The sequence below is a fragment of the Moraxella sp. CTOTU47616 genome, assembly GCF_032017465.1.
In the GTDB taxonomy this organism is placed as follows: Bacteria; Pseudomonadota; Gammaproteobacteria; order Pseudomonadales; family Moraxellaceae; genus Faucicola; species Faucicola tetraodonis.
The window spans coordinates 113,440-128,415 of record NZ_DALZPU010000002.1; the positions used below are offsets into that span (position 1 = coordinate 113,440).

The window sequence follows — 14,976 nt, forward strand, 5'->3', positions numbered from 1 at the left end:
CGCCCTGACTATCAAATGAAGAATTTTTGCAAATGTGATACTCATTGGCACACCTCACGGATTTTAGCATCAGCGGCTTGTTCACGCAGCGCAGTCATACAAGGCAATACTTGCTTGTTGTAGCGCTCTTCGTTGATTTCACCCAAGATATGCTGGCGCACATTGCCCTTGCCATCAACCACAAATGACTCTGGCACACCCGTTAAACCCAAATCAATGCCAAAATTCCCTTCTTTATCTTGCACATTGAGGGTAAATGGGTCTTCATGGGTGTTGAGATAATCGAGCGCGTCTTTGGTTTCATCTTTATAATTGACCCCAACAATCGGTACGCCGGCTTTTGACATTTGCAATAAAAACGGGTGTTCAACTTTACAAGTCACACACCAAGACGCCCATACATTGAGTAAAAATGGCTGTTTGGGTAGCTGTGCTTGGGTAATCATTTGTGATGGGTTACCCAAAGACGGTAAGCTAAAACTTGGCAAAGCGCGATTGAGCGAGGTGTTGGTCACTACTGTGGTATCTTTGCCCAAACGCGTATAAAACAGCGCAATGATAATCAAAAAAAGCACCAAAGGAATCAAAAACCAAAGTTGTCTTTTACGCATTGCCATGAGCACTCTCCTCACCTAACTCACTGTCACTTTTTACTAACACGGTGGCGTTTACCGCTGCTCTGTTAACCGCTGCCAAATTTCCTGACTTGTCATCACTCATATCAGCAAGTCTCGGCAGTTTACGATAGCGTTTATCAAACATACTTAAAATCGCACCGAGCGACAGCACAAAACCACCCCACCACACCCAGCGTACGCCAGGTTTGATATAGATACGCACCGCCCATTTAGTGGCATCGGCTTCGCTTTGATTAACACCTAAAATCGGCTCACCCATTGCCATATAGATATCTCTTAATGGGTTGTACTGGATAGAAGCTTCGGTCATGGGCATTTGACTGACCACATAATGGCGTTTTTCTGGATAAAGGGTCGCGACTATTTGGTTGTTTTTACGAACACTGACGACCGCTTGGGTAGCATCAAAGTTGGCGCCGCGGATTTTTTTTAGCTCATCCATCGTGAACTGATAGCCCTGTACTTCAACCGATTGGTTTTTTTGCATGGCAATGTCTTTTTCGATACTTAGGCTTGTGGTAATGGCAATGCCCATGACGGATAGCAAAATACCCAAATGCGCCAACTGCATTCCCCAATAGCCCATGTGCAGACGTTTCAGCCCAGCGCCCAGCGAGCGCGCGTTACGGGTTTTGTCTTTGATATCAATCACCATCCATACCAACACCCATAAACACAATGCCGCTGACATAAATATGTTGATGTTAATGTTACTGGCCAAGAAATAGCTTAAAACCCCGGCTAACACAAAACAGCTGGCTAAAATCGCTAGACCTGTACCTAACAATGGACGGGTGTCTTTTTTCCAACGGCTGACAGGTCCAATGGCTAAAAATAACAACAACAACCAAGTTAATGGCACAAATAACGCATTAAAGTAAGGCGCACCGACCGATACTTGACCCAGTTTTAACGCATCCGCCAGCATTGGGTAAAGTGTGCCAATCACCACCACGATGGTTGCGACTAATATAATAATGTTATTGATGACCAATAATGTCTCACGAGATTTGAGCTGATAATGGCTTTCTTGGGTTAAACGCCAACCGCGCCACGCAAACATCGCCAGACCGCCACCGATGACCACGCCCAAAATCACCAAGATAAACAGACCGCGGGTGGGGTCTGCGGCAAATGAGTGAACTGAGGTAATAACCCCCGAACGTACCAAAAACGTACCCAATAAACTCAAGGCAAAAGTGAAAATCGCCAACATAATCGTCCAAGCTTTGAACACGCCGCGCTTTTCGGTAACTGCCAATGAGTGTAATAATGCGACCCCACCGAGCCAAGGCATAAACGACGCGTTTTCCACAGGATCCCAAAACCACCAGCCGCCCCAACCAAGTTCGTTGTATGCCCACATTGAGCCAAACACGATCCCTAAGGTCAAACAACACCAAGCCGCTAGTGTCCAAGGACGCGACCAACGCGTCCACACCGCATCTAACCGACCTGCCCATAATGCTGCCATGGCAAAAGCAAACGGTACCACCGCGCCCACATAGCCCATATATAGCATCGGTGGATGAAAAATTAATCCAGGGTCTTGCAGTAGTGGATTCAAATCTTTGCCATCCACTGGGATGCTGGGTAGACTGCGATTAAAAGGTGACGACACAAAAATCACCATGCTTAGCATCATCATTTGCACAAAGGCTATAATCACCAACACGCGTGCGCGCATGGCAAGCGGCAAGCTTCGACTAAAAACGGCCACCGCCGCGCCCCAAGTCGCCAAAATGGTGACCCACAATAACAGTGAGCCTTCATGCCCGCCCCACGTGGCGGATAGGCGATAGTACCAAGGCAGCAAAGAATTTGACTGATTAGCGACATAAATCAACGTAAAATCATTGGCATAAAACCCATACATCAGGCACAAAAATGACGTACCGGTTGCCAAAAACTGAGCAATGGCAAAACTTCCCGCCAGTCGTTGCCAAGCAGGTTGGTGTTTAAACACCCCCACTGCTGGCAAAATAACCTGTAAAATGGCAATCACCAAGGCTGAAATAAGCGCAAAATAGCCCAATTCAGTAATTAACATACCCACTGCTCCTATCGCTGTAGTGGTTATCACACTGTAGAATTTTCACCAAAAAAATGGGTCAAATTAATAAAACACCAATATCAAATGTATCCAGCCCGCCAAAAACCCTGTCACACCGCCCAAAATAATGAGCGTTAATTCATCTTCACGAAAGGCAGGACGCAACAGATTTTGAAATTCATTGGGCGTCAATGCGCGAATTCGGTCTCGAAACAGCCCAAAGATTTTTTCTGCGCGACTAAGGTTAAGCTCAGGATTACTCATCGGCACCATGGTCGCTGCAATTGACTTATCAATAATCACGTGTCTGAGCTGACCAAACTCTTTACGACCTAAACCAAATTTCAAGCTTGTTTGAATCACCTGTGATTCCAACATTGGGTTTAGGTGTTTTTTAATCAGCTCACGCGTTTGCATCGCACGGCTGCCATACATCATTTCATGCATGATATTTTTGAGCGTGACCAAATCTTTGACCACAATCTCAGCAAACACCTCAGAGACCTCAGGCTGGCGTTTCATAAAACCACCTTGCCAGTTAAATTGTCCCATATGCGGTTTTTCAAAGCGGATAAACGGCAGCGATTTGCTAAAACTAAAAAATTTGGGATAGCGATAATAATGCGGCTCAATCGGATTAAACACCATCCAGATGGCAATCCAATTGGTCAACAGCCCCCAAATCGCGGCAAAAAACGGCACCGTCCAATGCTGCGGCACAAACCAAAAAATCGCCATCTGCAAAATACCAAATACAAACCCAATCAGCGCACTGATATGCCAAATAAAATTAATCTCTTTTTGACCTACCTTCAAAAACATCCGCACCATCAGCGCACGGTCGCTTTCCATCTTGTTGACAATCATCTCGCGCATATCAACCAAGTTTTCGACATTGTAGGTCAAGTCGAGCACCAGATTTTTCATGATAGCTGGCAATTGCTCGTGTCCATAGGCATAGATACGGCGTTTGACAGCAAAAGGCAGATTCGCCCATAGCGTTGCCGAGCGCTCATTCATGATTTCATCAATCAGCAAATCCAAGTTTTGGTTCATGGTTTGGCTGATAAAATCCGCCACTTCTTCAGGGTGCATGGCTTGGAAAAACTCATCGAGCGAGCCAAGCTTGGATAAAGTTTGGTCAACGATAATCCCGGATATTTTACCCGCTTTGCGTGGCACAATGCCCTGCCAGCCGATACCGCCGCCTGGGAAACCTTGAATCTTAATGCCCCAAAAATGAATGGGATAAAATAGCATCTTGAGCGCCATCCATACATGCGCCCAAGTCACGATTGCTGTCACAAATGGAATGGTCAGCATGGCGAAAAATTGCGGATGGGTTGCAAGCTTGTGCCAAATTTCTGCAAACATATCAAAAAAGCTCACATGGTGAAAAAGCTAAAATCAAAGGACCATAAAACCGAGATGACATTACAAGGTTTGCTTGACAACGTCTGTAGTATGGGTGCGTGAATATGGGTGCGTTCAAACCGCTAGATTTTAGCACAGAAAGATATATTTTACCTGAAGAAGTTGTATTTTTAGCGGTTTTGCGTCCCTATGTTATTATCCATATTGCCGTCAATGCTGCTATCATAATTTGATACAGTTGTTTTGACAGCAGCCGTTAGTTATTTGCGATTTTGACAGGATTTGGGCATGCTTATTTGCCACATTTTATGCTAGTATATCGCTCTTAAATTTTGACTTAAGCCATCAGATTTAAGCCACCCATACTTAAGCCACCCATATAGGAGCTTAGTAGCTGGGTGATATCCCTATATTTGCATTAAGCTAAACATTCATCGCACCGCGACCCTTTTTAAAACCGTTCTAATTGCTGTTACCCGCTTATGAAACCACCCCATTCTTCAGATATGCAACGTGAAAATCTCATCTTTCGCCGCCGGGTAATTTTGGCATCGGTGTTTGTGTTTTTGGGCTTGGTGGGCTTGATTGTACGCTATGCTTATCTACAAATTTATACTCACGACCAGTACGTCACCCAGTCTGACAATAATCGTATCAAGCTGGTTTCTGCGCCACCCAGTCGCGGCTACATTTATGACCGTAACGGTGTAATTTTGGCGGATAACCAGCCTGTTTTTACCGCTGTTATCAGTCCTGATGAAATTGACAATCCTGACAATACCTTAGCACTACTCACCCCGATTTTTCAGTTGACACCTGAAGAAATCAGTGAAGCTTCAAAAGCCCTTAAAAAAAGTAAAAATGAACCTGTCACCATTAAAATTGGACTTACCGAACAGCAAGTTGCCCAGTTTAGTGAACGCAAACCGTTTTTTAAAGGCGTGACGATTCAAAGTAAACTCACGCGCACCTATCCCTACAGTGACTTATTTGCCCATGTGATTGGCTATGTTGGGCGTATCAGCGACAACGATAGTAAAAAGTTGGATAAAAAGCTGTATGCAGGCACCGATTTGATAGGTAAAACAGGGATTGAAAAATATTACGAGTCGCTGCTACTGGGCAAACCCGGTTATCAATCAATTGAAACCAATGCCTATGGCGATATCATCAAAAAACTCGATACCAAACCGCCCATTCCCGGTAATGATATTTATCTAAGCCTTGATTATGGCTTACAAAAATTGACCAGCGATTTGTTAAATGGTAAACGCGGCGCAGCGGTGGCAATTGACCCCAGCACTGGCGAGATTTTAGCCTTTGTGAGCAATCCAAGTTTTGACCCCAATCCCTTTATCACTGGAATTAGTAGCAGAGAATACAAGGCACTGCAACAAGACCCCGACATGCCACTGTACAACCGTGCGCTACAAGGGCAATACCCCCCGGGTTCTTCTATCAAACCGATTGAGGGTTTGGCAGGGATTCATTACGGCATAATGGGATGGGACAGTAGTATTTATGATCCGGGTTATTTTAGTCTGCCTGGCGATAGCCATAAATTTCGTGACTGGAAAAAATCGGGTCATGGTAACGTCAATTTGCATAAATCCGTGGTCGAATCTGTCGATACCTACTACTACAAGCTGTCTTATCAACTCGGTATTGACCGGCTTCATGATTGGATGACGCGTTTTAATTTTGGTAGTAAAACAGGGATTGATTTGCCGGGAGAGAAAACCGGCGTCTACCCTTCTACTGAATGGAAAATGAAAACTTACAAAAAAGCCTGGTTGCCTGGGGAAACCATTTCTGTGAGTATTGGGCAAGGGTATTTTTTGGCGACACCCTTACAGATTGCCAATGGTATCGCCATGCTAGCCGGTGATGGACAGCATTTAACCCCCCATCTGCTTAAAAAATCCACCGGTGCCGAACATGTCACCCCTATTGAAAAGCCCGATGGTAAAATTCAATACAACGGTAACCCCAATGATTGGCAGCGTATGCACCTAGCGATGGAAGATGTGGTCAAAAAAGGCACAGCGCATAATATTTACACGCCAACTTATCGCATCGCTGGCAAAACAGGCACAGCGCAGGTCAAATCTATCGCACAAGGTAAACGCTATAACGAAGCCGCGCTTGACTCGCGTCACTGGGATCATGGCTGGTTTGTTGGTTTTGCCCCGGTAGAAAACCCGCAAATTGCCATTGCCGTTATCGTAGAAAATGGGCGCCATGGTGGCTGGGTAGCGCCAATTGTGCGTAAAATGATGGATTACTGGCTCATTGATAAAATCAAAAAACCGATTGTGCCACCGTCCCCTGAAGAACTTGTCAAAATCAATGCCGAAAAACAAGCTGCCAAATTGCAACGGGCAGCGTTAGTTTTGTCAGGTAAACCTATTATCTCAAAACCCAATACCGCCAAACTCCCTGCGGTGGGTGGCGCTGACTAACGTAATGTAGATGTCCAAACTATGATTTCTAAACCATGATGTCCAAAATTAGCAAACGAGCCAATAAAGCCACCAAATCCCCCCCTATTTCTCACGTCCGTATCATCGGCGGCGAGTATCGGCGGCGTTTGGTAGCGTTTATCGATGCCGATGGGTTGCGACCAACCCCCGACCGTGTCCGAGAGACAATATTTAACTGGCTTGCCGATGATTTAGTCAATGCCAAGGTACTAGATTGCTGTGCTGGTAGTGGGGTGCTCGGTTTTGAAGCCTTGTCGCGGGGTGCCAAGCAGTTAACTTCTATCGAGCCTAACCATGAGCAATGTAGGCAAATTAAAGCCACCCAAGCCCTGTTAGGTATTGCTGATACAAAAATTGTGACAATGGAAGCTACGATACAACATGCCTTACCACAACTGGCAAAGACCGAGCCGTTTGATGTGGTGTTTATCGACCCGCCTTATCAACTAGCGTTATGGGATACAATTTTGCATGGGTTAATCAACCATCAGTTAATTCATCCGCAGACATTACTGTATATCGAAAGCGATCAAGATCATAGCCACCTGTTAGAATCTTTTACCGCGTCACTTGAGCCACTTAAATATAAAAAAATGGGGCAAATTTTTGCCGGCATTTATCAGCTAAAAGCGCTTTAATTCAAAGCATATCAATTAAAAGCATTTTAATTCAAAGCGTTTTAATTTAGCCATTAAAAAACCGACTGGATTAACCCAGTCGGCAGATATAATAACCATTCACGCCTAATAGCAAACCCACTATTAGCTTTTAATGCATATACCCACTTGTACGGCAGAAGCTGACGGACATAAATATTTTGATGACTGTCCTTTTAAGTTGTTGGCTTCATACAGATAACTGACCCCAACCACCATCAAAAATGTCACCACGAGCGCTAACATAATTACCAGTACAACACTATGAATGTTGATTTTGGAGTGATGGCGCGTCATTTCTACACTATCATCGGTGCCTTTAGTATCGTTCACTTGATGGATCATAACTTATGTCCTAAAAAATTTGAAATTTAACCGATTAAATTTCATCGTGTTACTTAGCAACTATCCATATACGACATAGACCGAAAACTATGCGTGGTAGGGCTATAAAAGCAATTTACAAAGGTAATCAAATATTACATTTATCTTATGGTGATTACATTCTACAATGTATTTGTTACTAAATTATAACAATAATAAAAAATTACACAATTGTTTTATCAGAAAAATTCCTATTTGGTCATTTTTTTGCGATAAATGGTATAGTGTCATCAAACTTTTGAAAAAATATTCATCCAAACTGGTTAATAATCAATTATCTAGCTAGAATTAATTAGCTAGTTAGTTAATCCCATCCACCCCATTTTTCTGTAAGACTGAAAATAATAATGAAAAAAAATACACACAAGCAATGGCAAGCGCTGTTATCTGCCAAACCTATCTATCATAGCAATCAGTTTACCCAATCCAAGACGTCAAGGACGGCATTTCATAAGGACTATGACAGGCTGGTTTTTTCGCAATCTTTTCGCCAATTGAATCAAAAAACCCAAGTGCATCCGTTAACCCATGAGATGGGTATTCATACCCGCTTAACCCATTCGCTTGAAGTGTCTTGTATTGGTCGCTCGCTAGGGATGATGAGCGCGGAGAAACTCGGTAATGACTTGCCAAGCGGCTTTACCATGTCGGACATGGGAGTCATTGTGCAGGCAGCTTGTCTGGCACATGACATCGGTAATCCCCCGTTTGGGCATGCAGGTGAGCAGGCGATTCGAGATTGGTTTTTTCAGCCTGCCCAGCGCCAGTATCTAAGGCGGCTTACCCCACGCCAGCGAATAGATTTATTAGCGTATGAAGGCAATGCGCAAGGTTTTCGACTGCTGACCCGTAACGAGCATCATCCCGATGAAGGTGGCATGCGCCTGACAGCGGCGACGCTGGGCGCTTTTATGAAATACCCTTATCTTTCCACCCCTATCAATTCAGTCAGTGACAGTGACTCACTGCCCTCACCCTTAACGCTCAAGAAATTTGGCTGTTTTGAAAGTGAAGCGCCGTATTTACAGGATTTGGCGGAGCAGCTGCGACTACCCAAGACCCAAAGGGGTTACGCACGTCATCCATTGGCTTATTTGCTAGAAGCCGCCGATGATATCTGTTATGCGCTGATTGATTTGGAAGATGGGATTTTACTGGGTATGTTAGAGTATCATGAAGTTGAGCCACTGCTGCTCAAACTCGTCGGTAAACGGCTTGGCGTACCGCCTGAAGTCACGACCAATGCGCCTATCACCCAAAAATTAGCCGCACTACGGGGGCGAGCAATGCGGCGATTGGTAGACAAAGTCACTGATGCCTTTGTTGCCAACCAAGCCGCCTTATTGGCAGGCGAGCTGACGGGCAGCTTATTTGACTACTGCCCCAATAACGTACGCAGTAGTATCAGTGAAGCCAAAAGCCTAGCCAATACCCGTATTTTTCAACATCCAAGCAAAGTACGTGTTGAAATCATGTCAAACCGCTGTTTACATACGCTACTTGATGCGTTTATGCCGCTGGCGTTGACGGGTAATTCAGCAGAGAGTATTGCTCAGTTTGAGCAATTACGACTGCTTAATCTATTAAATGCCCATTTAAGCAATGTTAGTCGGCAATTAGGGGATGATGTTTATCAAAATATCTTGTGTATTTTAGACATGCTGACTGGCATGAATGATCATGAAGCCTATCGGCTCGCGCAAGCATTAAAGGGCAATTGGTCGGTGAATATTTAAACCTCATCGCTGAGCTTCAATCATCAATCGTCAATCGTCAATCGTCAACGATTGTATATTTGGCGTTTTCGGCTTAGAATATTTTTCCTTATTTAACCCGCTGATTGGATACCTAATGACTAGCCGTGACTTGCAAAAACGCCAAACCCGTCAAGCCTTTTTTCAATCGGTGCTTCAGTTATCGAGGTCGGGGCATGCGTTTTCGTCGATTTCACTTCGCCAGATTAGCCGCGAAGTGGGCGTAGTGCCAACGGCTTTTTATCGACATTTTCAGGATATCGATGAGCTTGGCACCTGCTTAGTCAATGAAGAACTCGGTCACACGCTGCAAAGTCTGCGCGATCATTTGCAGCTGGGTCGCACCCGAACGCATGAAGGTCAAATTGCCTCAAGCGTGGGTTTCTTTTTAGAAAGTGTGGAGCACGCGTCATTGCACTGGCACTTTATTGTCTCTGAGCGCTATGGTGGCAACCAAGCTGTGCAAAATGCACTTGATGAGCAAATCAGCTTGTTTGCGCAAATCATGACCGATGATTTGGCGATGCAACCTGCCTTTGGACATTTAAATCAAGAAGTACGCTTGTTGATTGCAGATATGGGCGTGAATATGTATTTTTCTTGGGTGTATCAATGGCTCAAATTTGACCCCACAGAGATACAAGGTAAACAAGAGTATCTCAATCGCTGTATCAAACAGGCGCAAGTGCTGTTTTATGGCGTCCGTAATTGGTATCCTTAACCAAAACTTAAGCTAAAAAACCGTGAAACCAACAAACCGTGAAACCAAAAAAGGCTGAGCATTAACTCAGCCTTTTTACTGTTTATCAACCCATTAATAGCGCCAGTTATAAATCAAATCGACAGAGTTATTGATGGCAGATTTAGACTCAATATACAAGCGTCTTGTTAATTGATAACGCATACTCAGCTCAGGCTGCGAGGTGAACACGCCTACCCCATAACGTATAAACAAGTCTGGGGTGATATACCCCGTTAGACTGACCAAGGTGTCATTGCCCGAGCCATTGGCATCTAACGTTAAACGCTGCAACCCAAACGCCCGACCAATTTGGTTGGTAAATTGGCGCGTCCCGCTTAAGCCATAACTTAACCCTGCTGCGGCAATGGTATTGTCGACGCGGTTTCTAAAGTCTTGTTCGTTGGTATTTTCACCTGAATTGTTATTTAGACTACCTGTCACCCACGCATTCATCGCCTGCTGTTCACTGAGTCCGCCATTATTAAACACGGTAATATTTGGCGCACTGGTGCTGCCTTTGACTTTGACACCCACTTGTACGCCTTGCACGTCTTTTACTGCCTCTACGTTTAGCAGTGGTTTCATCACTTCACCATTGAACCGAACTTGCGCAAAGTTTAGAGTCAAGCTTTGCCCAAATACTTCGACTTTTGAGCGGCGTGATACTTGTACCACCCCTTCTGCTTTCATGGTGCCTTGACCGCGCTGGGTAATATGCAGTGCACCCGCCAATGGCAAGCGTGCCCCAAAACCTTGGAAGCTTACGCGCTCGCCGAGATCCACACCCACATCTGCGTTGATGCTCCAGGGTTGGGTGACTTTTAGTACATCATCAATCTGACCCATCAAGCGTCTATCAATCACGTTAACATCTGGGGATTTGCTCACCACATTGCTTGTGGTTTCAGGTGGGCGAATGGTGGCACGAGGCACATCAACCACGCCTACGATATTCACGTAGCGCTGGCTAGGTTTGACAATCACATCAAAAATTGGATTAATAATGGCAGTAATTTCAGGTGGCTGACTCACTTGCAGCGCTTTACCTTGCAACTTCAGCTTGGCCTGCAGCTCATGTGTCCAGTCAACTGTACCAGTAATGGTACCTTGACCATCGCCTGCACTGGCAAAAGACCCATTGATAGAGGCTTGATTGCCTGCCACGTGCGATAACACATTAATCTTATCAAAGCGCATCGGCACGCCTGTGATGCTAAGACCGGCATCTTGTAGCTCAATATCCCCAACAAATTTGGGCTGCATTAATGAGCCGCTGATTTTACCTGCCACTAGACCGTTACCTGTCAAGCGTTCAAACGATGGGAAGAAAGGTTTAAATACCGCCAAGTCAATATCTTGAAAAACAACGGTGCCTGAAATCGGTTTTGACTGTATGTAGGGATTGACGGTGGCGTCCAAATACCCATTGCCCGCGCCATTGGCTGTTTTGATATCTGCACGAAGTTTTAGCCCTTCTGCGGTTGAACGCGCAATGACACTGATACGCTCATAGGCAATGGTCGTTGGATTTTCTTCAGGGGTTTGTGGGGCAGTACCAAATACCCCGTTATCGGTAAAGAAGCTGGCATTGATACTGGGTCGTTGGTTCTTCTGCCAATGAACGAGTGCGGTGCCGTTGAGTTTTCCTGACCAAGCGATATCACGCGGCATCACCACAGAGAAAATTTGGCTATCAATTTGTTGCACGCTGACATCGACATTGCCTTGCTCATTACTGACCACGAGGTTGTTTTTTAGACACAGACTGCCGTTTTGACCCACCATTTGCCAGCAGTGTGCCGCCATTTGTACATTTAGGTTTTGCCAGCCAAATAGCATTTGGGCGGGCTGTAGCTGTTGCAACTTGGCATATTTGGTACCAATTTGTCCATTGCCAAGCAGACCCGACCACTGTTTTTTGGCAAGATCGATACGACCTTTGAGCGTCGCTTGCACTTGTCCTTTGGTACTATCTGCTTTGACATCCAAGGTGTGATTGTCTTGGGTACCGTTAAAATACAATTGCACAGAGCGCAGCGGTTGATTGGCGATGTTGATACCCGTTGCAGTCAATTGCAACTGACTGGGTGATTTGGCAAGATTGACCAATTTACCGGTGACTTTGGCATCGAGTACCACAAAGTTTGGCAGTGAAATGTTACGCCCGACTAAATCCACATAGATGTTAGGCAGGGCTTGGTTGTTACCTTGGGTTAAGACAATACCGCCTTTAACGATACCTTTTAGCTGCGGCATTAGCTGATTGAGTGTGCTGATATCGACACTGGTCACTAGTTGATTTTGGTTGCCATTGGCGGTGATGCGATTGCTGCCCCATTGTACCAGCAGATTATTGGCTTGCAGACTTTCAACAAGACGGCGGATTTGTCCGTATTTTTGATTATTGGCGCTATTTTCAATGACTTGGCGCAGCGTGCTGAGGTCTTTTGGCAAATTCAGTTTTGCGGTCAATTGACCCGTTGCCATCAAAGGTTGATTTTTTAGTCTGCCTGTGAGATTCATATTGGCGATATGAATGTACTGAGCGCCTGCCCGCCAATAGCCATCGGTATTGATGGTACCGGTGATTTGGCTTGGCAGACTTGGCACAAAATAGCTGGCATCAAAATTTTTCATGTCAGCACTGATATGCCAGCCGATACCATTGGTCATATCAAAGCTACCGTTGGCGTTGATGTAGCCTTCTTTACCTTGATGACTAAATTGATTAATTTTGAGCTGTTGTGGCGTGCCTGCAATATCAAATTTAAACACGCCTGCGGGTACGTTTGGCGCATTGAGGCTACCATCAAATTTGGCGGCGATATAAGATAACTTATTGCCCAGTACATCGGCACGTACTTTGCCTGCGCCTTTTAATGCTAAATGTTTTTTGCTATTGTTGGCGCCCAATAAATCCCCCGTCATGTCAATTTGGTTGATGGTGACATCATGACGGGTCACGACTGCTCGATTGGCTTGGCGGATCTGTTGCAGGGTACCGCTGGCAACCACATTGCCTGTCAAGTCTTGCAGCGGGATGCTATTTAAAATGCTGTGTGCATTTAAATGGTTGGTTTTGGCATTGATTTGCCAAGCTAACGGCTGATTGCCGCTCGCTAGTTTAATTTTACCATTGCCTGCCAAATTACCTGCCACGCCTTGATACAGCAATTGAGTGATGTCAACCAGCTGACCTGTTTTATTGACATCGACTTGGTAATTACCGCTTGGGGCTTGATTGAGCTTTAGTATATTGGCATTGACTTGCGCTTGTACACTGCTGGGTCGCTTGCCGTCTGCCGGCTGAAAAATCACCTGCGCTTTGCCATTGGGACTGTTAAGCTCGCCAATGCTCGGTAAATTGTGACGTATCAGCCGTTGCCAATTGGCATCGATAGTATAAGGTTTATGGTTGCCTTTGGCTTGTCGGATATCGGCATTGATAATTTCACCGTCATCTTGGCGCAGATTTGCCCGTACTTGCATCGGCAATTTATCGGTTGCCACATCATAGACGATGCCTAATTTGCCTGTTAAGGTCTCTGGCGCATAGGGGGCGATGTCTTTTGACAACAACTGACGAATCTTAAAGCCATTCCCCGTATTCATCATGGCAATACGGGTGCGGTCATGCCAATCAATCGTGCCCTGACTCGTCAATGTGCCTTGCGCGACTTTAGCCGTGAGGTATTCGATACTGAGTTTTTGATTGGCAATCACGCCGCGACCTTGATAATGGCCATCGGGGATATCTTTGGCAGTCAAATCAGCATTGATACGCAGCTGGATATTATTGGTCACCCCTGTTGCGGTCGCTAAGCCATTTTTTAGGTGGATGTTTTGACTGGTGGCATAGGGCAATAACACATCTTTCCATTCAAGTTTGGCATTAAATGGCGCGTTTTTATCCATCGGCTGCGCCGTTAAATGCCCAGTAACATCCGATTTATTGTATTTACTCTTTATATCCGCGGTCAAAAATTTCAAACTGCCTGTGGCATGGGTATCAAGCGCATCGACATACACTTTTGACAATGAATTGACAATAACCAGTCCTGTCACATCCAGCGGATAATCATGCTGCAGGTCAATTTTGCCTTTGACTTTATCGACGCTTAATAAATTGTTATACGCCAACTTGCCTTCGTCAACCGTGATTTGGGTATCATACCAAGTAAACTTTTGGATATGCGCTTGTTTAAAATCAATAGGGTCGCGGGTCACTTGCTGATAGCGCACTAAATTCGCTTGTACGTCATCTAAGGTTAAGTTAACAGGCAGCGCAATGCGTGGGTAATCAAAGGGTTTATTGGAAGGTGGTTTTTTGTAGGTGATGACCATGCGATTGATGTTGGCTTCACGCAAATGCACTTGTTTATGGATGAGGGCGCGCCAGCCAATTTTGACATAGGCTTTATCGACGGTGACTTCAACATAATTTTTTGGCGGTTTATCAGGAATTTTAAGATCGTAAACCCAAATGCCATCGCGAAGATTGCCTTTGCCATATTTTAGGCTGATACCTGTTTCTTGAACGATGGCATTGATAAGTAACCGTGTACCCCACGGGGTGCCGACGGCATAATAAGCCCCTAATAAAACTGCTATCAAAATAACGGCTAACACCATCACGATTTTGGTGACAAGACCCTGTCGATACCAGTGCCGAAGCCAACCCGCCTCTTTTTTTGCAGGGTCTAAATCTTCACCGTCTGGACTTTTAGTTTTTAGATTTTCAGTGTCTATTTTAGCGTCTAGGTCATTATCTACCAACGATTTATCGTCAGGCTTGGTGCCATCTTCGGGCAATGAGTCGTTGTTATTATCGTCTTTCATTAATATCGCAAATCAATCGTTGGCTAACTACAAAAACACAGGTTGTATGCGCT

At 45.0% G+C, this 14,976-nt stretch carries 9 protein-coding genes; 4 read left to right on the top strand and 5 right to left on the bottom strand.

Annotated features, from left to right (window positions below):
- Positions 1-41: 41 nt before the first annotated feature.
- From RTS10_RS02620 to RTS10_RS02630, 3 genes are all read right to left on the bottom strand, one after another.
- Positions 42-617, bottom strand: a complete 576-nt coding sequence (locus RTS10_RS02620; RefSeq protein WP_050325568.1) for a DsbE family thiol:disulfide interchange protein — start codon at positions 615-617, stop codon at positions 42-44.
- Positions 604-2,688 carry a heme lyase CcmF/NrfE family subunit gene (locus RTS10_RS02625; protein WP_312539112.1) on the bottom strand — a complete coding sequence of 695 codons (2,085 nt, stop codon included), beginning with the start codon at positions 2,686-2,688 and terminating at the stop codon, positions 604-606. Before RTS10_RS02625 ends, RTS10_RS02620 begins: the two co-directional genes overlap by 14 nt.
- A gap of 66 nt (positions 2,689-2,754) precedes the next feature.
- On the bottom strand, positions 2,755-4,065 hold the full coding sequence (locus RTS10_RS02630) for a DUF445 domain-containing protein (protein WP_312539114.1): 1,311 nt from the start codon (positions 4,063-4,065) through the stop codon (positions 2,755-2,757).
- A 482-nt stretch (positions 4,066-4,547) separates the two neighbouring features.
- Between RTS10_RS02630 and mrdA the strand changes: the two genes are divergently transcribed.
- Together mrdA and rsmD are read left to right on the top strand one after the other, a co-directional pair.
- Entirely contained in the window at positions 4,548-6,527 is a 1,980-nt protein-coding gene (gene mrdA / locus RTS10_RS02635; protein ID WP_312539116.1) for a penicillin-binding protein 2, read from the top strand.
- 35 nt (positions 6,528-6,562) lie between these two features.
- Positions 6,563-7,186 carry a 16S rRNA (guanine(966)-N(2))-methyltransferase RsmD gene (gene rsmD, locus RTS10_RS02640; RefSeq protein ID WP_309592689.1) on the top strand — a complete coding sequence of 208 codons (624 nt, stop codon included), beginning with the start codon at positions 6,563-6,565 and terminating at the stop codon, positions 7,184-7,186.
- Positions 7,187-7,309: 123 nt separating this feature from the next.
- Here the strand turns inward: rsmD and RTS10_RS02645 are convergent, their stop codons facing one another.
- Positions 7,310-7,549, bottom strand: coding sequence for a hypothetical protein (locus tag RTS10_RS02645; RefSeq protein WP_312534914.1), 240 nt, complete (start codon positions 7,547-7,549; stop codon positions 7,310-7,312).
- Between the two features lie 386 nt (positions 7,550-7,935).
- Between RTS10_RS02645 and RTS10_RS02650 the strand changes: the two genes are divergently transcribed.
- Entirely contained in the window at positions 7,936-9,324 is a 1,389-nt protein-coding gene (locus RTS10_RS02650) for a deoxyguanosinetriphosphate triphosphohydrolase (protein ID WP_312539117.1), read from the top strand.
- Positions 9,325-9,439: 115 nt separating this feature from the next.
- Positions 9,440-10,063, top strand: coding sequence for a TetR family transcriptional regulator (locus RTS10_RS02655; RefSeq protein WP_312539118.1), 624 nt, complete (start codon positions 9,440-9,442; stop codon positions 10,061-10,063).
- Positions 10,064-10,156: 93 nt separating this feature from the next.
- On the opposite strand, the gene RTS10_RS02660 is transcribed toward RTS10_RS02655, so the two are convergent.
- Positions 10,157-14,923 carry a translocation/assembly module TamB domain-containing protein gene (locus RTS10_RS02660; protein ID WP_312539119.1) on the bottom strand — a complete coding sequence of 1,589 codons (4,767 nt, stop codon included), beginning with the start codon at positions 14,921-14,923 and terminating at the stop codon, positions 10,157-10,159.
- Positions 14,924-14,976: the final 53 nt, after the last annotated feature.